This is a genomic window from Streptomyces sp. NPDC012510, assembly GCF_042955065.1.
GTDB lineage: Bacteria > Actinomycetota > Actinomycetes > Streptomycetales > Streptomycetaceae > Streptomyces.
Window position 1 is genome coordinate 16,621 of the sequence record NZ_JBIBEN010000040.1, and the last position, 19,285, is coordinate 35,905.

Genomic DNA, 19,285 nt, shown 5'->3' on the forward strand with positions numbered 1-19,285 from the left:
TGGTCGCGCAGTTTCCGCGCCCCTGAAAGGGCCGCAGGCCCTTGAGGGGCGCGGGGAACTGCGCGAGAAGCCCCACCGGACCCGCACCCACCCACGCACCCCACTCCCCGCGGCGCTCCCCACCCCACCCAGCGGAGCGAGATGGCAGGCTTGGGGCCATGCGTCGTCGCCTCCCCCACCCCCTTCACCCCGTCCGCCGGTTCCGCGTCGGCTTCGCCGGACTCGCCGCTGCCGCCGGGGTCCTGCTGGCCGCCGCTCTCCCGGCGGGGCCGGCCGTCGCCGACGACGACGGGTTCACGATGAAGGACGCGAGGATCACCGAGTCGAGCGGCCTCGCCGCGTCCCGTCAGCACCCGGGGGTCTACTGGACCCACAACGACAGCGACGACGGGGCGTTCCTCTACGCCGTCGACAGCAAGACCGGCGAGACGGTCGCCACGGTCACCCTGACGGGCGTCGGCACCCCGCGTGACGTCGAGGCGATCTCGATGGGGCCGGACAACAGGCTCTATGTCGGCGACATCGGCGACAACCTCGGCGGCACGTGGGCGTACGTGTGGATCTACGAGCTGCCGGAGCCGAAAGAGCTGAAGGACCAGACGATCAAGGCCACGCAGTACGTCGTGAAGTACGAGGACGGGGCGCGGGACGCGGAGGCGCTGATGGTGCATCCGAAGACCGGGCGGGTCTACATCGCCGACAAGAACGAGGCCGGCGGCACGCTGTACGAGGGCCCGGCCGAGCTGTCCTCCTCCGGCACCAACGTGTTCAGGAAGGTCGCCGCCGTTCCCGACCTGGAGGTCACCGACGGCGCGTTCTCGCCGGACGGCGAACAGCTCGCCCTGCGCGCGTACTTCGGCGGCATCCTCTACGACTGGAACGACGGCAGGATCAAGAAGGCCGAGCGGCTGAGCGTGCCGTTGCAGCGGCAGGGGGAGTCGATCACTTTCACCACCGACGGCTCGAAGATCATGTACGGCAGTGAGGGGGCCGGCAGCACGGTCGTCGCGCGCGATGTGCCGGACGGCGGTTCCGGAAGCGGCGGCTCCGGCTCGTCCTCCTCCGACGACGACGGCTCCGGCACCACCCAGGCGGACGCCGAGGGCACCAGCTCCACCGTCAAGGTCGGCGCCCTCGCCGTCGCGGGCGCGGTCGTGCTCCTCTGGGGCTTCAGGCGGCTGACGCGCCGGTCGTCATGACCGGAACGCGGGCCCACGCCCCGGCCGACGACCCTTCCTGACCCTTGTCCTGATCCCCGTCCCGACCCTCGTCCTGACCCTCGTCCCGACCCTGGTCACCCACCGGACTCCCGCTCCCGTCGCGCCACGAGCACCTCCAGCCCGTCCAGGATGCGCTCCAGTCCGAAGCCGAAGTGGTCGAAGTCCGTGCCGAAGGCGTCCTCGGAGAGGCCGGCGAGGAGGGGGTAGCGGCCGGAGGCCATGACGTCTTCCAGGATGGGGCCCTGGGCCTGCCAGAACTCAGTGTCGGTGAGGCCGGTCCGGCGTTCCGCCTCCTGGGCGTAGAGCTGGCCGCGGGCGGCGCCGACGACATAGCCGTCGACGGCGACGATGGCGGAGACCAGCTCGCGGTCGGTCAGCCCCATGGATTTGATGCGGGAGAGCATTTTCTCCAGGCCGTCGAGAGCGCTCGGGCCGAGGATCGGGCGGGACTGGTTGACCTGGAGCAGCCAGGGATGGCGCTGGTAGAGGGCGAGGGTGGCGCGGCCCAGGGCCTCCAGCGCCGAGCGCCAGCCGCCGTCGCCGAGGTCGGCGGGGTTCTCGGAGGGGCGCTGGACGCGGTCGAGCATCAGGTCCAGCAGTTCGGCCTTGCCCGGGACGTAGCGGTACAGCGACATGGCGCCGGTGCCGAGTTCGGTGGCGACACGGCGCATGGAGACGGCGTCCAGACCCTCCGCGTCCGCGATCCGGACGGCGGTCTCCACGATGCGGTCCAGGGTGAGTCCCGGCTTGGGGCCCCGGCTGGGGCGTCGGCCGGTGTCCCACAGCAGGTGGAGGGTGCGGACGATGTCGCCGCTGCCACTGGTTTCCGTGCCGTCCTTGCCCCTTGTCATGGAGCCGATTCTAGGTCCTCTCCGAAAAACTGGGTACGCCGTACGCGTAATAGGGTACGGTGTACTCAATGAGGAGAAGGGGGACCCATGAGCGACGGATACGCGGTGCGGGCGGAAGGCCTTCAGAAGCGGTACGGGGAGAAGCGGGCGCTGGACGGCTTCGACCTCGTCGTCCGCGAGGGCACGGTGCACGGCCTCCTCGGGCCGAACGGCGCGGGCAAGACCACGGCCGTACGCATCCTGTCCACGCTCCTGCGGCTGGACGGTGGCCGGGCCACGGTGGCCGGCCTCGACGTGGCCCGGCAGCCGCGCGAGGTGCGGGCCAGGATCGGGCTCACCGGTCAGTACGCGGCGGTGGACGAGGTGTTGACGGGGCGCCAGAACCTGGAGATGTTCGGCAGGCTGTTCCATCTCGGCGGTAGGCGGGCCAAGCTGCGCGCGACCGAGCTGCTCGACCAGTTCGACCTCACCGACGCCGCCGACAAGGGCGTCGGCAAGTACAGCGGCGGTATGCGGCGCCGGCTCGACCTCGCCGCCTCGATGATCCTCGCCCCGGCCGTCCTCTTCCTCGACGAGCCGACGACCGGCCTCGATCCGCGTAGCCGGGGCGAAGTCTGGGAGTCGGTACGGGCGTTGGTGGAGAGCGGCACGACCGTACTGCTCACCACGCAGTATCTGGAGGAGGCCGACAAGCTGGCCTCGCGCATCACCGTCATCGACCAGGGGCGTGCCATCGCGGACGACACCCCGGACGGGCTGAAGAGCGCGGTCGGCGGAGACCGTATCGAGGTCGTCGTCACCGACCGCGCAGACATCCAGCGTGCGCTGAAGATCGTCGCCCGTGTCTCGGACGGCGAACCGGAGTCGGACGAGACGGAGTCGCGCGTCCACGCGCCCGTGACGGACCGGGTCTCCGCCCTCACCGAGGTGGCCCGCACCCTCCAGGACGAGGGTGTGCGGGTCGAGGACATCGGGCTGCGCAGGCCGAGCCTGGACGACGTGTTCCTGCGCCTGACCGGACACCGCGCGGAGAAGACCGGGAAGACCGGGAAGGCCGGGAAGGCCGGGAAGGCCGAGAAGGCAGACGGGGCCGAGAAGGCCGGGAAGACAGACAGGACCAAGAAGGGGGCCGCCGTATGACCGCCGTCGACCTGAGCGTGCCGAGGACGCGCGGCCGTACGTACTGGCTGCTCGCCGACGTCTGGAACATCGTCCGTCGTGGGCTCACCCACTACCGGCGCCAACCCGTCAACATCGCCTGGCAGTTGGGCTTCCCGATTCTCTCCGTCCTCCTCTACGGCTATGTCTTGGGCAGCGCCATGCAGGTGCCCGGGGGCGGGGACTACAAGGACTTCCTGATGCCCGGGATGTTCGTGATGACGATGGCGTTCGGCTTCATCAACACGGCGACCCTCGTGGTCTACGACTCCACCAAGGGGGTCATCGACCGGTTCCGCTCCATGCCGATGGCCTCGTCCGCCGTGGTCGCCGGTCGTGGGGTGACCGATCTGCTCGTCGCCTGCGCCGAGTTGGCGATCATGATGCTGACAGCGGTCGCGATGGGCTGGCGGCCTGACGGCGGTCTCGGTTTCCTGGCCGCCTTCGGCCTGCTCCTCTGGCTCCGCTTCGCGCTGATCTGGCTCGGCGTCTGGCTGGGCCTGATGGTCCCCAACCCGGAGGCGGCGGGCGGCCTTTTCGCGGTGGCCTTCCCGCTGACCATGATCTCCAGCATCTTGGTGGCCCCGCAGCTGATGCCCGACTGGCTGGGCTGGATCGCCGCCTGGAACCCGATCTCCTCCACGGCCGCCGCGACCCGCGAGCTGTTCGGGACGCCGATCGGCGGCGGGGACTCCTGGATCGAGCAGAACGCGCTGCTGATGGCCGGGGTGTGGCCGGTGGTGCTGACGCTGATCTTCCTGCCGCTCGCGGTGCGTAGGTTCCAGAAGCTGAGCCGGTGACATGGTCGGCCGGGGCGTGCGCGAGGCGTAAGTCGTCAGGGTGCGTAGCCGGCCGGGGGCGACGGCCAAGGGGCCTCAGGGCGTCCGGTGTATCAGGTGGCGCCGGACGCCTTGACGTGTCCATGCGACCTGTCTTCCATGGGAGGTGCGGGTGATGGGAGCGCTCCCATCCGTTCCGGCCCGCCCCTCCCGAGGAGGAAAGCAGCGACATGTTCCGCAGCTTACGGAGAAGTCTGGGCGCCCTGTGCGCGGCCGCCGCCGTGCTGGTGCTGCCCCTGACCGGCGGCGCGCAGTCGGCGACCGCGGCGACGGTGTCGTCCGACGGCAGGGTGCGAGCCGGTGTGGCGGAGGCGGGTGCCGGTTACTGGCACACCAGCGGCCGCCAGATCCTGGACGCGGCCGGTCAGTCGGTCCGTATCGCCGGTATCAACTGGTTCGGCTTCGAGACCGCCAACCACGTGACCCACGGCCTCTGGGCACGCGACTACAAGAGCATGATCGACCAGATGAAGTCGCTGGGCTACAACACCATCCGGATGCCCTACAGCGACGACATCCTCAAGCCCGGCACCATGCCCGACAGTGTCAACTACTCCGACGGCAAGAACGCCGACCTGCGGGGCCTCACCTCCCTCCAGGTCCTGGACAAGATCGTCGCGTACGCCGGCCAGAGCGGATTGAAGATCATTCTGGACCGTCACCGTCCGGACGCGGCGGGCCAGTCCGCGCTCTGGTACACCTCGGCCGTCCCCGAGACGACCTGGATCACCAATCTGAAGGCGCTGGCCGCCCGCTACAAGGGCAACCCGACCGTCGTCGGCATCGACCTCCACAACGAGCCCCACGATCCCGCCTGCTGGGGCTGTGGCGACACGGCCAGGGACTGGCGCCTGGCCGCCCAGCGCGCCGGAAACGCCGTACTGTCCGTCAATCCCGACCTGCTGATCCTCGTCGAGGGGGTGCAGACCCACAACGGGGTCTCGGGCTGGTGGGGCGGCAACCTGATGGGTGTGGCCCAGTACCCGGTGCAGCTGGACGTGGCGAACCGGGTGGTGTACTCGGCCCACGACTACGCCACGAGCGTCGCCCAGCAGAGTTGGTTCAGCGACCCGTCCTTCCCGGCCAACATGCCGGGCATCTGGGACAGGTACTGGGGCTACATCTTCAAGCAGAACATCGCGCCGGTGTGGGTCGGCGAGTTCGGTACGACGCTGCAGTCCACGGTCGACCAGCGCTGGCTGGCGGCCCTGGTGACGTATCTGCGCTCGACCTCCGCCCACGGCAACGACTCCTTCCACTGGACCTTCTGGTCCTGGAACCCCAACTCCGGTGACACGGGCGGCATCCTCAAGGACGACTGGCAGACGGTGGACACCGTCAAGGACGGCTACCTCACGAGCATCAAGGCCCCGGGCTTCCCGGCCGGCGGCGGAGGAACCGACCCCGGCGACCCGGGTGATCCCGGCGATCCCGGCGGTGGAACGCCCGCCTGCACCGCCGTCTACACCGTCAGCAGCGACTGGGGCGGCGGCTTCAACGCCGAGGTGAAGGTCACCAACACCGGTACCACGGCGATCGGTTCCTGGAAGGTGACCTGGACCTGGCCCGGCTCGCAGCGTGTCACGAACATGTGGAACGCGTCGTACACCCAGAGCGGCGCGACGGTCACCGCCACGAACGCCGCGCACAACGGGGCGGTCGCCGCCGGCGGTTCGGCGAGCTTCGGCTTCGGTGGAGCGCCCGGGGGCGGGGGTGTGCCGAGTGTGAGGTGCACGGCGACGTGACCCTGGCGTGAAGGGGGGCGTCCGGTGCTCACCGGGCGCCACCCGCGGCGGGCCGACTTGCCCGAACTAAGCCAACTGTCCATTTCTGTGCGGCGCTTGAGCGTATTCAATGCTTTGATTCGGTCAAGTCTTGGTCGAATAAGTTCTTATGTGGCGCGCTCTTCCGGAACGATGCGGCAGGTCCGCTTACTTCGCGGACCTGACCCCCCTCACTCGTCCAGAGAGAATTCCATGAGAAGAAGCGCAGCCGTACTGAGCGGCGTCACCGTCGTTCTGGCCGGAACACTCACATCCGTTCCCGCCAACGCCAGCGCGTCGCACTCCGCGAACACCGTCCAGGCCGCCGCCGCGAAGGTCGCCTGGAAGAAGTGCGCCACGGACGACTACCCGACGCTCCAGTGCGCGTCGGTGAAGGTGCCGCTCGACTACGCGAAGCCGAACGGGAAGAAGATCACGCTGGCGCTGTCCCGCGTGCCGCACACGTCGAAGACGTACCAGGGCCCGCTGCTGGTCAACCCCGGCGGTCCCGGCGGCAGCGGTCTGACACTGGCCGGTTTCGTCGCCTCCTCGCTGCCGAAGAAGGTCTCGGCCCAGTACGACGTCATCGGCTTCGACCCGCGCGGCGTGGGCGCCAGCAAGCCCGCCCTGAACTGCAAGCCGGGTTACTTCGACCCCGTGCGCCCGGACTCCGTGCCCAGCACGGCCGCGATAGAGAAGGCCAACGTCAAGCGCGCCAAGGACTTCGCCAAGGCCTGCGGCACGAAGCACAAGGACGTCCTGCCGTACATCAACACCGTCAGCGCCGTGAAGGACCTGGACTCGATCCGTAAGGCCCTCGGCGCGAAGAAGATCAACTACTTCGGCTACTCGTACGGCACCTACCTCGGCGCCGTCTACGCCAAGCTGTACCCCCAGCGGGTGCGGCGCCTGGTGCTGGACTCGATCGTCGACCCGACCGGCGTCTGGTACGAGGACAACCTCGACCAGGACTACGCCTTCGACAAGCGCCACAAGGCGTTCATGAAGTGGATCGCCAAGAACAACGCCACGTACAAGCTCGGCACCGACCCGAAGAAGATCGAGGCCAAGTGGTACGCCATGCGGGCCGCACTCGCCAAGAAGCCGGTCGGCGGCAAGGTGAAGGTGGGCGCCTCCGAGCTGGAGGACACCTTCATCCCTGGCGGCTACTACAACGGCTACTGGCCCTTCCTCGCTGAGGCGTTCGCCGCCTACGTGGGGGACAAGAACGCCGACCCGCTGGTCGAGGCGTACCAGAACTTCGCCGCCGTCGACTCCTCCGGTGACAACGGCTACAGCGTCTACACCTCGGTGCAGTGCCGTGACGCGTCCTGGCCGCGCGACTGGAAGAAGTGGACCAAGGACAACTGGGCGGTCTACAAGAAGGCGCCGTTCATGGCCTGGAACAACGCCTGGTACAACGCGCCGTGCGCGTTCTGGCCGACCAAGTCGCTGAAGCCGGTGAACGTCGCCAACTCCAAGCTGCCTCCGGCGCTGCTCTTCCAGGCGACGGACGACGCGGCCACCCCGTACCAGGGCGGTGTCACCGTCCACAAGCTGCTCAAGAACTCCAGCCTGGTCGTCGAGCAGGGCGGCGGCAACCACGGCATCTCGCTGAGCGGCAACAGCTGCCTCGACAAGTACCTGGCGACCTACCTCACCAACGGCAAGGTGCCGCGCGGCAAGGGCAAGGTCGACGCCACCTGCAAGAAGCTGCCCGACCCGAAGCCGGCTGCCCCGCAGGAGGCTTCGGCCCAGTCGACACTGAGCTCGACGCAGGGGCCGGCCGCGACCAGCGGTGAGACCCTGCACGGGATCCTCGGCTTCCGCGGCTGAGCATCACCGTCACGGTGAAGAACGCCAAGGGCGCCCGGCACGTGCTGCCGGGCGCCCTTCGGTGTCGTACGGGAGTGATCGGTGTCAGAGCTTCTCGATCACGTGGTCGACGCACTTGGTGAGGGCCTCGACGTCCGCCGGGTCGATCGCCGGGAACATGGCGACGCGGAGCTGGTTGCGGCCGAGCTTGCGGTACGGCTCGGTGTCGACGATGCCGTTGGCGCGCAGGACCTTGGCGACGGCGGCGGCGTCGATCTCGTCGGAGAAGTCGATCGTGCCGATGACCTGCGAGCGCTTGGCCGGGTCGGAGACGAACGGCGTCGCGTACTTGGACTCCTCCGCCCAGCTGTACAGCCGGGTCGAGGAGTCCTTCGTACGGGCCGTCGACCAGCTCAGACCGCCCTGGCCGTTGATCCACTCCAGCTGCTGGTTCAACAGGAAGAGCGTGGCGAGGGCGGGGGTGTTGTACGTCTGGTTCTTACGGGAGTTGTCGATCGCCGTGGGGAGGCTGAAGAACTCCGGGATGTGGCGGCCGGAGGCGTGGATCCGCTCGGCGCGCTCGATCGCGGCCGGCGAGAAGACGCCGATCCAGAGGCCGCCGTCGGAGGCGAAGGACTTCTGCGGGGCGAAGTAGTAGACGTCGGTCTCGGTGATGTCGACCGGGAGGCCGCCGGCACCGGACGTGGCGTCCACGAGGACGAGGGCGCCCTCGTCGGCCCCGGCCACGCGCTTCAGCGGGGCGGCGACACCGGTGGACGTCTCGTTGTGGGTGAAGGCGTAGACGTCGACGCCCGCCTCGGCCTGCGGCTCGGGGTGCGTGCCCGGGTCGGACGAGATGACCGTGGGCTCGGCCAGCCAGGGGGCCAGCTTGGACGCCTTCGCGAACTTCGAGCTGAACTCACCGAACGTGAGGTGCTGGCTCTTGTTCTCGATCAGGCCGTGGGTCGCGATGTCCCAGAAGGCCGTCGAGCCGCCGTTGCCGAGGACGACCTCGTAGCCCTCGGGGAGGGAGAACAGCTCGCTGATGCCCTCGCGGACCTGTCCGACCAGGTTCTTCACCGGGGCCTGGCGGTGGGAGGTGCCGAGCAGGGAGGTACCGGTGGCGGCCAGGGCGTCCAGCGCCTCCGTCCGCACCTTGGAGGGGCCCGCGCCGAAACGACCGTCGGCGGGCTTGATGTCAGCGGGGATCTGGATATCAGCCACGACCGCGAGCCTATCGGCTCCACGAAACCTGGGCGAAATGTCGTCCGTCGGCTGAGACGAGGTCCGGTGCCTGATGGCTAGGGGGTTCGGGCTTCGTCTGTGGGTTCGGGTGAGTGGGGGCTTCTCGCGCATTCCCCGCGCCCCCGGAAGACGCAGCCCCCGCGGGCGTCGACGACACGGCCGTGCGGGCCTGAGAAGCATGGGGCGCAGCCCCATGCTTCTCAGGCTTTTCAGGGGCGCGGGAAACTGCGCGAGAAAGCCCCACCGGACCCGCGGCCGGGGGGGGGCGAAGGGGCGCAGCCCCCGGGATGGGAAGGGTAGGGGCGGTGGGGGCGACGACCCTGCCGCCCCTGGGATGGGAAGGGCAGGGGCGGTGGGGGCGACGACCCGGCGTCAGGCCCCACGGGCCGGCCCCGGCGTGAACCGCACCGGCAGTTCCACCCACCCCCGCAACCAGGGAGAGGCGCGCCGGGACAGGGACGGGGCCGGGACCGCGAGGTCCAGGTCCGGAAGCCGGTCCAGGACGACCTCGATACCCGTACGGGCGATGACCTCGGCGGTCTCCCGCGCCGGGAAGGGGCAGCGATGGGCGCCGTGACCGAAGGAGAAGTGGGCGTTGTTGCCGCCGGTGAGAGCGGAGCCGTCGACGCGGACACGGGGGTCGGAGTTGGCGCCCTGGAGGCCGAGGAGGACCAGGTCGCCCGCGCGCAGGACCTGGCCGCCGAGGCGGGTGTCGCGGGTGGTCCAGCGGCCGGCCACGGTCTGGATGGGCGCGTTCTCCCACAGGACCTCGTTCATGGCCTCGGCCACACTGCTGCGGCCACCGAACAGCGACGCCGCGAAACGGTCGTCCGTCAGCATGAGGTGGAGAGAGTTGCCGATCCAGTCGGCGGTCGGCTGATGCCCCACCGCCAGCATCACCATCACGTCGTGGGTGACCTCCTCCACCGTGACCCCGTACGCGGGCGCGTGCGCGAGGAGCCGGGAGACCACGTCGTTCCCCGGCCGCTGCCGCCGCTCCGCCACCAGCCGGGCCATCGTCGTCCGCAGATAACCCTCGGCCGCCACCGCTCGGTCCTGCCCGTCGAGGATGTCGTTCAACGCCGTCACCAGCCCCGGCCCCTGCTCCTCCGGGAGACCGAAGAGGAACACCAGGACCCGGACCGGCAGCAGCGCCGCGTACTGCGCCACCAGATCGGCCGCGCCCACCCCGCACACCACGTCGATCAGTTCGTCCGCGAACCGCTCGGCGTGACCGCGCAGTTCGAGCGGGTCCACCGCCTCCAGCGCCTCCCCGATCAGCGCGGCGCGCTGCCGGTGCCGCTCGCCGACCGTGCCGAGGATCGACGGCTGCTCCGGGCTGATCACGGGCAGCAGCGGCCAGTCGGCCGGGATGTTCGGCCACTGGTTCCACAGCCCGGACTCCCGGCTGAACAGCTCCGGATCACTGGTCACTTGATGCAGTTCCCGGTAGCCGAGCACCAGCCACGCCGGTACGCCCCCGTCCAGCAGCACGGGCACCACCTCGCCGTGCTCCCGCCGCAGTTCGCGGTACAGGGTGGCGGGCTCGGACCGGAAGCGGGCACCGAAGACAGGTACGGGTACGGGTACGGGTACGGAGTGGCCCTCGCCGCTGCCGTCCTCAGAGGTTGCGAAGTCCAACTAGCACCTGCTCCAGAATGTCCAGATCGATCAGCGCTGCCCTGTGCGAGTGCCGGACGCTGACCCGGCCCGCCGTGAGGAGGTCGGAGACCAGGACCTTGGTGATGCTCACCGGCAGTCGCAGCTCGGCGGCGATCTCCACCACCGCCGTCGGCCGCTCCGTCAGCCGCAGGATGGCCACGTGTTCCGACTGCATGCCAGGCACCGGCTGGCTCTCCGCGACCACCAGTGTCACCAGGTCGAACGGTGTCCCGGGCGCGGAGCGGCTCCGCCCGCCGGTGAGGGTGTACAGCCGGTCGGGCAGGTCGTCCCTGCCGGGCCGGCTCATGACGTACGGGGCGCCAGAGCCGTAGCCGCGGTCGTCGCCGTGCTCGCCGTGCTCGCCGTGCCGGTCGTGCCTGCCGCGTCCGCCGCGGTCGTGGTGCTGGTCGTTCGCGTGCTGTCGGCCATGTACGCCGGGGCCGTCGGCGTCGTGGGGCGGCGCGGCCTCGCGCTCAGGTGTTCGCCCAACTGCTCCACCAGCTCGCTCATGTTGTGTCCGACGAGCCCGGCGTCCGCGTCCTCGTCCGTCACCACGGCCAGATGAGCGCCCTCACCCGCCTCCACGATGAACAGGACCCCGCCGTAGAACTCGGCCATCGCCGACCGCACGCCCCCGCTGCCGTCGCCGAACTCCACGGACGCCCCGTGGGACAGCGACTGGATCCCGGCCGCGATCGCGGCGAGCTGGTCGGCCCGGTCGATCGAGAGTTCCGGCGTACGGCACAGCTTGAGGCCGTCCCGGGAGAGGACGAGTGCGTGCCGGGCGCCCGGAGTGCGTTCCAGCAGCCCCTCCATGAGCCAGGTGAGCCTGTCGTCGGCGGTGGTGCCGGTGCCGGTCATGGGGTGTGGTCGCCTTCCGGGTGGGGGTGCGTACGCGGGTCGGGGGCCCAGGGGGCTGGGGCCCGCTCTCCGGTCGAGTCAGGGGCAGGGGCAGGGGCAGGGTCCCGGCCAGGGCCGGGGTTCGGCTCCGGGGCCGCCCAGCCGTCCGGCGCCGGGGCCGCCCAGCCGTCCGCTTCCGGGGCCGCCCAGCCGTCCGGCGCCGGGGCCGCCCAGACGTCCGCTTCCGGGGCCGCCCAGCCGTCCGGCTCCGGGTAGGAGGCGGCGGGGGCGGTGCCGTCGTCCGGGGCGGGGCGCGTGTCCTGTGCCGGTTCCCACGCGAGTTCCCGCACCGGGTCGAGCTCCCCCCTCGCCTCGCTCACCGGTTCGGGCGTCCACGCGAGCTCTCGGACGGCCTCCGCCTCCCAGGCCGCAGACACCGGCGCACTCGCCGTTCCCGGCTCCCACGCGTGCCCCGGCGCGGGCTCGGGGTCCCATCCGGTCTCCCGGACGGCCCCCGGCTCGGGCGTCGGCTCCGGTTCCGGCAGGGGGCCCGAATCCCACGCCGCTCCCCCCATGACACCCCATTCAGGCTCCCGGGCCGGCTCCAACTCGGCCTGCCGTACGGCTTCTGCGGGCGGCGCGGCGTCCCGTACGGGCTCCAGGGCGGCTTCCTGGACGGGGACCGGTGAGGCTTCCCGTACGGGGACCGGTGGAGTCTCCTGGACGGGGACCGGTGCGGGGCCCTCCACGGGCTCCCCGTACGGGAGCGGATTCATGTCCCCGGCTGCCCTGGTGCTCCCGGTGGCGTCCCCCGCGGCCGTCCCCTGGACGAACGCCTGGTCCAGGCCGCCCGTGCCCCGGACCGCCCGGCGGAAGCTGCTGAAGCGGACGGCCCCGGTGCCGGCGTCCTCTGCGGGGCGGGAGGCCCGCCGAGGACGGGCGGACGCCTCGGCGGCCTGGGCGTGGGCGCGGGACTCCGCGTCGGCCAGGGACTGGCCGCGACGGCGCCGGGGGAGGCCGTCCGAGGCGGTGGGAGCGTCGCCGGCGGCGGTGGGAGTGCCGGGTTCGTGGCCGGGTTCGGTGGCGTACCCGGAGCCGAATTCCGAGCTGAACGACGAGAACGACGAGAACGACGAGTTGACGGACCGACCGGAGGACGCGTCGTGGGTGGGGCCGGGCGCCGGGGAGCCGGTCGGGGCGTCCTGGGGGACCGGCGTCCCGCTCCTGAGGCCGGACAGGGAGTCGATCAAGGCGTCGGCGACGGGGTCGGCCACGGGGGCGGCGGGAGCCTCCGCCGGGAACTCGTGCGTGGGCGTCGGCTCGGCGCCCAGGTCGTGCGGAGCCCGTACGGCGTCGTAGGGCCGCGACCCGTCGTGGGCGGCGGGCGTCCCGGCGGGAACCGTGCCGGCGAGGATGTCCTGGGGGATGAGCACCAGGACGCCGGTGCCGCCGCGTGCGGACGGGCGGAAGGAGATCGTCAGCCCGTGCTTGCGGGCGAGGCGGCCGACGACGGCGAGACCGAGACGCGTGCCGGAGAGGCCGGCGAGGTCGGCGGACTCGCCCGATACGGCGCGTTCGGCACGGCGGAGCTGGACGTCGCCCATGACGAGACCGGAGTCCTCGACGGAGATGATGGCGCCGGCCGGGACCTCCTCGACGTACACATGGACCTCGGCGGTCGGCGGCGAGAAGTTCGCGGCGTTGTCGAGGAGTTCGGCGAGCGCGTGCATCACGCCCTCGGCGGCGTGACCGGCGACGGCGGCCTCGCTGGAGGAGTGCAGCCGCACCCGGCGGTAGGCGCCGATGCGGCCCATCGCGCCGCGCAGGATCGACTCCATGGGGATCGGCCGCGCCCAGCGGCGGCCCGAGCGCGCGCCCGCGAGGACGGCGACCGAGTCGGCGAGGCGGCCCGCCTGGGCGGTGCGGTGGTCGAGATGGAGGAGGTCGGCGAGGACGTCCTCGTCGGCGTGACGTTCCTCCATGGCTCGCAGATCGGCGAGGGTGCCGGTGGCGAGGGCCTGCAACCGTCCGGCCATGTCGGCGGTGACGGCGAGCAGTGCGGTGCGGTCGGCCTCTGCCCGCTCGGCGCGTTCCACGAGGCGGGCCTGTTCCCGGGCCGTCTCCTCGACCGTACGGTCCCGTTCGTCGGACAGTCGTGCGCGTTCGCGCTCGGACTCCGTGGCCAGCCGGGCCCGTTCCCGCGCGAACTCGGCGGCGATCCGCGCCCGCTCCTGGACGAACTCCTCGGTCAGCCGCCCCCGTTCCTGCCCGTACTCCTCGGCCAGCCTGACCCGTTCCCGCAGCAGCAGACCGGCTTCCCGGGACACCGCGTCCAGCCGGTGGCGCAGCAGTCCCACCGACCCGCGCGCGTGGACGGCGACCGCGACGGCGACCGTGAGCAGCAGCCCGGCCGCGCCCGCGCCGCCCGCCAGCGGCAGCCGGACGGCCTGCGGTGCCCACGCGATCGCGGCACCGACCGCCGCCGCGGTGAGCAGGGCGGTCACCAGGGGAAGCGGAAGGACTGAGCGCAGGGCGGGGCGCTCGCCTGGGGAGCGAGGGGGGCTGGGCGCGGTCATCGGCTGGTGTCCTCGGTCGGTTCTGAACTCGGTAACTCAGTCGGTTCCTGGAGGCGGTAACTCGGTCGGTCCCTGAACGAGAAGCGACGTCTGGTGCTCAATTGGCCGTCACTATATGGGAGTTCGTGACGTTGGTTGGCCGGTTTCCGGCGACCTCCCCGGAATCCGGCCAACGTTCCCGGTGAGCGGCGCGCCGTCTTCGTGAGCGGCGCGCCGCCTTCCCCCCGGCCCGCCCCGTCACCGAACGGTCACTGTCAGTGGTCGGGTGCATCCTGGGAACATGACGGAACCCGGGGACGCGCAGGGCCATGGGGGCACGAGCGCGCGAAAGGCCGCAGGTGACGCGGACGCGGCGGCGCTGCGGGCCGCGCTGGCCGCCTCGCTGCGGACGGCGGGCCTGCGCGGCGAGGCCGACTTCGGCGTGACCGCCCGCGCGCTGACGACGATGGACGCGTCCAACTACCGGCGGGTGCCGCTCGGCGTGGTCGCTCCCCGGGACGCGGACGACGTGGCGGCCGTCCTGTCCGTGTGCCGCGAACACCGTGTGCCGGTCGTCGCGCGCGGCGGGGGCACGTCGATCGCCGGCCAGGCCACCGGCACGGGCATGGTCCTGGACTTCACCCGGCACATGAACCGGCTCGTCGCCCTCGACCCCGAGGCGCGTACGGCCGTCGTCCAGCCCGGCCTCGTCCTCGACCGTCTCCAGGAGGCCGCCGCCCCGCACCGTCTCCGCTTCGGCCCCGACCCCTCCACCCACAGCCGCTGCACCCTCGGCGGCATGATCGGCAACAACTCCTGCGGCTCGCACTCGGTCGCCTGGGGCACGACGGCCGACAGCGTGCGCGAGCTGTCGGTGCTCGGGGCGAGAGGTGAGGCCCTGCGGCTCGGGCGGGGCTGGGCGGGCGCACCCGACGGCCTTCGCCCCCTGATGGATGGGGAGTTGGCGCGCCTGCGGACCGGCTTCCCCGACCTCCCCCGTCGCATCTCCGGGTACGCCCTCGACGCCCTCCTCCCCGAGAAGGGCGCGGACGTGGCCCGCTCCTTCTGCGGCTCCGAGGGCACGCTCGGCGTGCTCACCGAAGCGGTCGTACGGCTCGTCGAGGCACCCCGCGCGCGTGCCCTCGCCGTTCTGGCGTACGCAGACGAGAGCGCGGCGGCGGAATCGGCCCCCGGCCTGCTGCCGCTCGGCCCGCTCACGGTGGAGGGCATGGCCGAGGACCTCGTCCCGCCGGGGGCGACCGGGCTGCCGCGCGGCAGGGCCTGGCTGTTCGTGGAGACGGGCGGCGACACGGCGGCCGAGGCGCGGGCGCACGCGGACACGGTCGTCCGCGCGGCGGGCGCGGCCGGTTCGCTCGTGGACTCGCTGGTGGTCACGGATCCCGCCGCCCAACGCGCCCTGTGGCGCATCCGCGAGGACGCGAGCGGGACGGCCACCCGGATGCCCGACGGCAGCGAGGCCTGGCCCGGCTGGGAGGACTGCGCGGTCCCGCCCGCCCGGCTCGGCGCCTACCTGCGGGACTTCCGTGGCCTGCTGCGCGCCCACGACCTGCGCGGCACGCCCTACGGCCACTTCGGCGACGGCTGCATCCACGTCCGTATCGACTTCGACCTCGTCACCGCCCCGGGCATCACCCGCTTCCGCCGCTTCTCCGAGGAGCTGGCCGACCTGGTCACCTCCCACGGCGGCTCCCTCTCCGGTGAACACGGCGACGGCCAGGCCCGCGCCGAACTCCTGCCGAGGATGTACGGCCCCGAGATGGTCCGGCTGTTCGAGCGGGTCAAGGGCGTCTGGGACCCGGACGACCTCCTCAATCCCGGCATGCTCGTCCGCCCCGCCCCACTCGACTCCCACCTCCGCTTCGCGGTCCTGCCGCGCGAGCCGGTGCCGGTGGAGTTCGCGTACCCGGACGACGGCGGTGACTTCTCGGCGGCGGTACGACGCTGTGTGGGCGTCGCGAAGTGCCGCACGACCGAGGTGAGTCCGGCGTCCGGTGCCGTCATGTGCCCCTCGTTCCGTGCCACCGGCGAGGAGGAGCACTCCACCCGGGGCCGGGCCCGCCTGCTGCACGAGATGCTCGCCGGCGAGGTCGTCACCGACGGCTGGCGCTCCCCGGAGGTACGGGATGCCCTCGACCTCTGCCTCTCCTGCAAGGGCTGCCGCTCCGACTGCCCGGTCGGCGTCGACATGGCCACGTACAAGGCGGAGTTCCTCCACCACCACTACGAGGGCCGCCGTCGCCCCGCCGCCCACTACACGATGGGCCGGCTACCGCAGTGGCTCCGCCTGGTCGCCCGTACGCGCACGGCCGGACTCGCCAACTCCCTCTCCGATGTCCGCCCCTTGGCCTGGCTCGCGAAACGGCTGGGCGGCATCGCGGAGGAGCGAGAGCTGCCGCGACTGGCGACGGTGCCGTTCACGCGGTGGTACGAGCGGACGCCCGGGGCGGAGGGGGAAGGGGGGACGAAGGGGGCTCCGACGACTGTGCTGTTGTGGACGGACACCTTCACGGAGTACCTCTCGCCGTCCGTGGGGCAGGCGGCGCTCAGGGTGCTGCAGGCGGCAGGCCTGCGGGTGATCGTGCCACCGACGCGGTGGACGAAGCGGGAGCCGGCCCGGGAACGGAGGGCGGAGTGGGGCGAGGAGGCCGCCCTCACCCGGCCGAGGCTCACCCGCGCCCCGTTCGCGATGCGGCAGGGCCGGGTCTGCTGCGGCCTGACGTACATTTCGACGGGCCAGCTCGACCGGGCCCGCGCGGTGTTGAGCCGCACGCTCGACATGCTCGACATGCCCGACGTGTTCCGGGGCCCTGCCCCACAGCGGTCACTGGACGAGGGCCCTGCCCCACAGCGGTCACTGGACGAGGGCCCTGCCCCACAGCGGTCACTGGACGAGGGCCCTGCCCCAGGGGCCCCGAGCCCTCTCCCCGTCGTCGTCCTCGAACCGAGCTGCGCCGCCACCCTCCGCACCGACCTGCCCGAGCTGCTCCCCGACGATCCCAGGGCCCACCGCCTGGCAGCCTCGGTCCTCACCTTCGCCGAAGCGCTCGAACGCCACGCCCCGAACTGGACCCCGCCCGCCCTGAACCGCGCGGTCGTGGGCCAGACCCACTGCCACCAACACGCGGTCCTGGGCGACGCCCCCGACCGCCGCCTTCGCGCCGCCGCAGGCCTCACCGGCGATCTCAGCGGCGGCTGCTGCGGTCTAGCGGGCAACTTCGGCTTCGAGAAGGGCCACTACGACGTCTCCGTCACCTGCGCCGAGGACCAGCTTCTCCCGGCGGTGCGGGCCGCGGCCGACGACGCGATCGTCCTGGCGGACGGCTTCTCCTGCCGGACACAGCTGGAGCAGGTGGCGGGGCGTCGGGGGGCGCATCTGGCGGAGGTGCTGGCGGAGGGACTGGGGGCGGAACCGGAACCGGAACCGGAGGCGGGACCGGGCGGGGTGGCGGCGCAGTCGTCGTAGGGCGGGCGGCGCTCCTTCCCGGCGATCATTCGAAGAACGTCCGGAAACGCACCCTTCGGTGTCCACGGAGCGAAACGGTGGTCGCTGCGGCGGCGTTCGTCACGCGCCTCTTCCTGCCTCATCCCTCTCATCCTCATCATCCCCCTCATCCACGTCCCGCAGCCCGACCGCCCGCCCCTCCCCGTCCCACGCGACCTCCTGGATCCGCTCGACGGCGTCCCGGTTGATGGGCCCGAACACATGCGGGAACAGGACGTCGTCGGCGACGCCGGGCGGCGGGGCCGGGTCCGCCGCCTCGAACTCCACCCTCGCGTCGAGCCGCGCCTCGTCGAGCAGGAGCGCGTGCAGCGGCCGGGGCGCGTCCCGGTAGAAGGCGTTGACGACGGTGAGGGTGGTCGCCTCGTCAGGAGAACAGTGCACGAACCCGTCCTCCGCGAGGGAGGAGGGGGCGTACGGCTGGTCGGGTTCGGCGTTCCAGGCTGCGAGTGACACGACGTGGTGGATCATGGCCCGGTTATACAACAGCGTTCCCGGCAGCCGACCGCCCTCCGTCCTCCCGGTACTCACCCCACACCTTGATCGGCTTCCGGCCGGCGCCTAGGCTCCCGTGCCCATGGAGATCGGGGGGCCGGAGCATGGACGTGGACCGGGGCGAGGCCGGCCGCCCGGATGGCGGCGGGCGGTGGTCGTGGCCGTCGCCGGATCGCTGGGACTCCTCGCTCTCGGCGCGATGCTTGTCCTTCTGCCGGGAGCGGTGGTGGACCACGATCTCGCCGGGGCGAGCGTGGACGCGCGGGACAGACTGAAAGCGGTGAGCGACGTCCGTACGACGTTGCTGCAGGCCATCGGCGGCCTGGCCGTGCTCTTCGGCGCGTACGCGACCTGGCGTCAGCTCCGGGTCAGCCAGGACGGTCTGCGCGCGACCCAGGAGGGCTACGTCACCGACCGGTTCAGCCGTGCGGTCGACCAACTCGGCAGCGACAAACTGGACGTACGCATCGGCGGGCTCCACGCGCTGTGGCGGATAGCGGAGCACTCGGAGAGGGACCGCGAGGCGATCCTCTCCATCCTGGCGGCCTATCTGCGGACGCACCTGCCCTGGCCGCCGCCCACCGAACCGGACGCGACGCCGGGGGCAGCGGGGCCGCCGAGGGTTCCAGGGCCGGACGCGCACATCAACGACGTCGACCCCCTGGAGGTCCGTGTCGCGGACGCCCAGGTCGCGTTGACCGGACTCGGCGTCCTGCTGATCCACCCCCGGGAACAGTCCTGGCTCAACCTGAGCGTCACCGACCTGCGGCGGGCCGACTGCGACGGGCTGTGGCTGACCGCGGTCAACCTCGACCGGGCCAGCCTGGAGGCGGCGGGCCTTTACCACGCCAACCTGACCCAGGCCTCCCTCGTCTCCGCCAACCTGCGGCACGCCGACTGCAAGACCGCGGTCCTTCGCCGCGCCCGTTTCGCGCTGGCCGACCTGCGGGGCGCACGACTGGTCGAGACCGACCTGCGGGAGACCGACTTCACCGGGGCAGACCTGCGCGAGGCGAACCTCCGCAAGGCCGACGCCTCCGGCGCCGTCTTCCACCGGGCCGACCTCCGCCTGGCCGACCTGCGCGGCACCGACCTGACCACCGCCGACCTCACCGAGGCCCGTCTCGCCGGAGCCCTCACCAGCGACCAGACCCGTTGGCCCCCCGACTTCGACCCCACCACCGCCGGCCTCACCCCCACTCCGGACCCCGGCCCGGAACCCCCGCCCCTCCTCCAGCCGTCGGGCATCACCACCGATCTTGCCGGGCAGGGTGCCCGGTCCTTCAGGGCCGGGGTGAATGCCCGTTCCCGCGTAGCGGGGC

13 protein-coding genes and 1 pseudogene are annotated in these 19,285 nt (G+C 71.8%); 7 read left to right on the forward strand and 7 right to left on the reverse strand.

Annotated elements, in window-relative coordinates:
• Positions 1-158: 158 nt before the first annotated feature.
• Positions 159-1,199 carry a WD40 repeat domain-containing protein gene (locus ACFY9I_RS40830; RefSeq protein ID WP_391012162.1) on the forward strand — a complete coding sequence of 347 codons (1,041 nt, stop codon included), beginning with the start codon at positions 159-161 and terminating at the stop codon, positions 1,197-1,199.
• A 95-nt stretch (positions 1,200-1,294) separates the two neighbouring features.
• On the opposite strand, the gene ACFY9I_RS40835 is transcribed toward ACFY9I_RS40830, so the two are convergent.
• A complete protein-coding gene (locus ACFY9I_RS40835; RefSeq protein WP_391012165.1) occupies positions 1,295-2,071 on the reverse strand; it encodes a TetR/AcrR family transcriptional regulator C-terminal domain-containing protein in 777 nt (258 codons plus the stop codon).
• An 87-nt stretch (positions 2,072-2,158) separates the two neighbouring features.
• Between ACFY9I_RS40835 and ACFY9I_RS40840 the strand changes: the two genes are divergently transcribed.
• From ACFY9I_RS40840 to ACFY9I_RS40855, 4 genes are all read left to right on the forward strand, one after another.
• Positions 2,159-3,211: an ATP-binding cassette domain-containing protein gene (locus ACFY9I_RS40840; RefSeq protein WP_391012168.1), complete on the forward strand. Its 1,053-nt coding sequence runs from the start codon at positions 2,159-2,161 to the stop codon at positions 3,209-3,211.
• Positions 3,208-4,029 (forward strand): ABC transporter permease, encoded by an 822-nt coding sequence (locus ACFY9I_RS40845; protein ID WP_391012171.1) that lies wholly within the window; start codon positions 3,208-3,210, stop codon positions 4,027-4,029. Before ACFY9I_RS40840 ends, ACFY9I_RS40845 begins: the two co-directional genes overlap by 4 nt.
• 209 nt (positions 4,030-4,238) lie before the next feature.
• Entirely contained in the window at positions 4,239-5,813 is a 1,575-nt protein-coding gene (locus ACFY9I_RS40850; RefSeq protein ID WP_391012173.1) for a cellulase family glycosylhydrolase, read from the forward strand.
• Positions 5,814-6,044: 231 nt separating this feature from the next.
• Positions 6,045-7,667, forward strand: a complete 1,623-nt coding sequence (locus ACFY9I_RS40855; RefSeq protein ID WP_391012176.1) for an alpha/beta fold hydrolase — start codon at positions 6,045-6,047, stop codon at positions 7,665-7,667.
• Positions 7,668-7,751: 84 nt separating this feature from the next.
• On the opposite strand, the gene serC is transcribed toward ACFY9I_RS40855, so the two are convergent.
• From serC to ACFY9I_RS40880, 5 genes and pseudogenes are all read right to left on the reverse strand, one after another.
• Complete coding sequence (serC, locus tag ACFY9I_RS40860; protein WP_391012178.1) at positions 7,752-8,870, reverse strand: phosphoserine transaminase; 1,119 nt, start codon at positions 8,868-8,870, stop codon at positions 7,752-7,754.
• A 393-nt stretch (positions 8,871-9,263) separates the two neighbouring features.
• Positions 9,264-10,532, reverse strand: a complete 1,269-nt coding sequence (locus ACFY9I_RS40865) for a cytochrome P450 (protein WP_391012181.1) — start codon at positions 10,530-10,532, stop codon at positions 9,264-9,266.
• Positions 10,513-10,860, reverse strand: coding sequence for a DUF742 domain-containing protein (locus ACFY9I_RS40870; RefSeq protein WP_391012184.1), 348 nt, complete (start codon positions 10,858-10,860; stop codon positions 10,513-10,515). The genes ACFY9I_RS40865 and ACFY9I_RS40870 overlap by 20 nt, the downstream gene beginning before the upstream one ends.
• A gap of 152 nt (positions 10,861-11,012) precedes the next feature.
• Positions 11,013-11,414: pseudogene (locus tag ACFY9I_RS40875) on the reverse strand (roadblock/LC7 domain-containing protein); the annotation flags it as partial.
• On the reverse strand, positions 11,411-13,969 hold the full coding sequence (locus tag ACFY9I_RS40880; protein WP_391012186.1) for an ATP-binding protein: 2,559 nt from the start codon (positions 13,967-13,969) through the stop codon (positions 11,411-11,413). The gene ACFY9I_RS40880 and the pseudogene ACFY9I_RS40875, both read right to left, overlap by 4 nt.
• Before the next feature lie 280 nt (positions 13,970-14,249).
• Here ACFY9I_RS40880 and ACFY9I_RS40885 point away from each other — a divergent pair, with 280 nt between their 5' ends.
• Positions 14,250-17,432, forward strand: coding sequence for an FAD-linked oxidase C-terminal domain-containing protein (locus ACFY9I_RS40885; RefSeq protein ID WP_391012188.1), 3,183 nt, complete (start codon positions 14,250-14,252; stop codon positions 17,430-17,432).
• A gap of 99 nt (positions 17,433-17,531) precedes the next feature.
• On the opposite strand, the gene ACFY9I_RS40890 is transcribed toward ACFY9I_RS40885, so the two are convergent.
• A complete protein-coding gene (locus tag ACFY9I_RS40890) occupies positions 17,532-17,939 on the reverse strand; it encodes a DUF952 domain-containing protein (RefSeq protein WP_391012191.1) in 408 nt (135 codons plus the stop codon).
• Between the two features lie 181 nt (positions 17,940-18,120).
• On the opposite strand from ACFY9I_RS40890, the gene ACFY9I_RS40895 reads away from it, so the two are divergent.
• On the forward strand, positions 18,121-19,285 hold a 1,165-nt coding region (locus ACFY9I_RS40895; protein ID WP_391012193.1), incomplete at its 3' end, for a pentapeptide repeat-containing protein.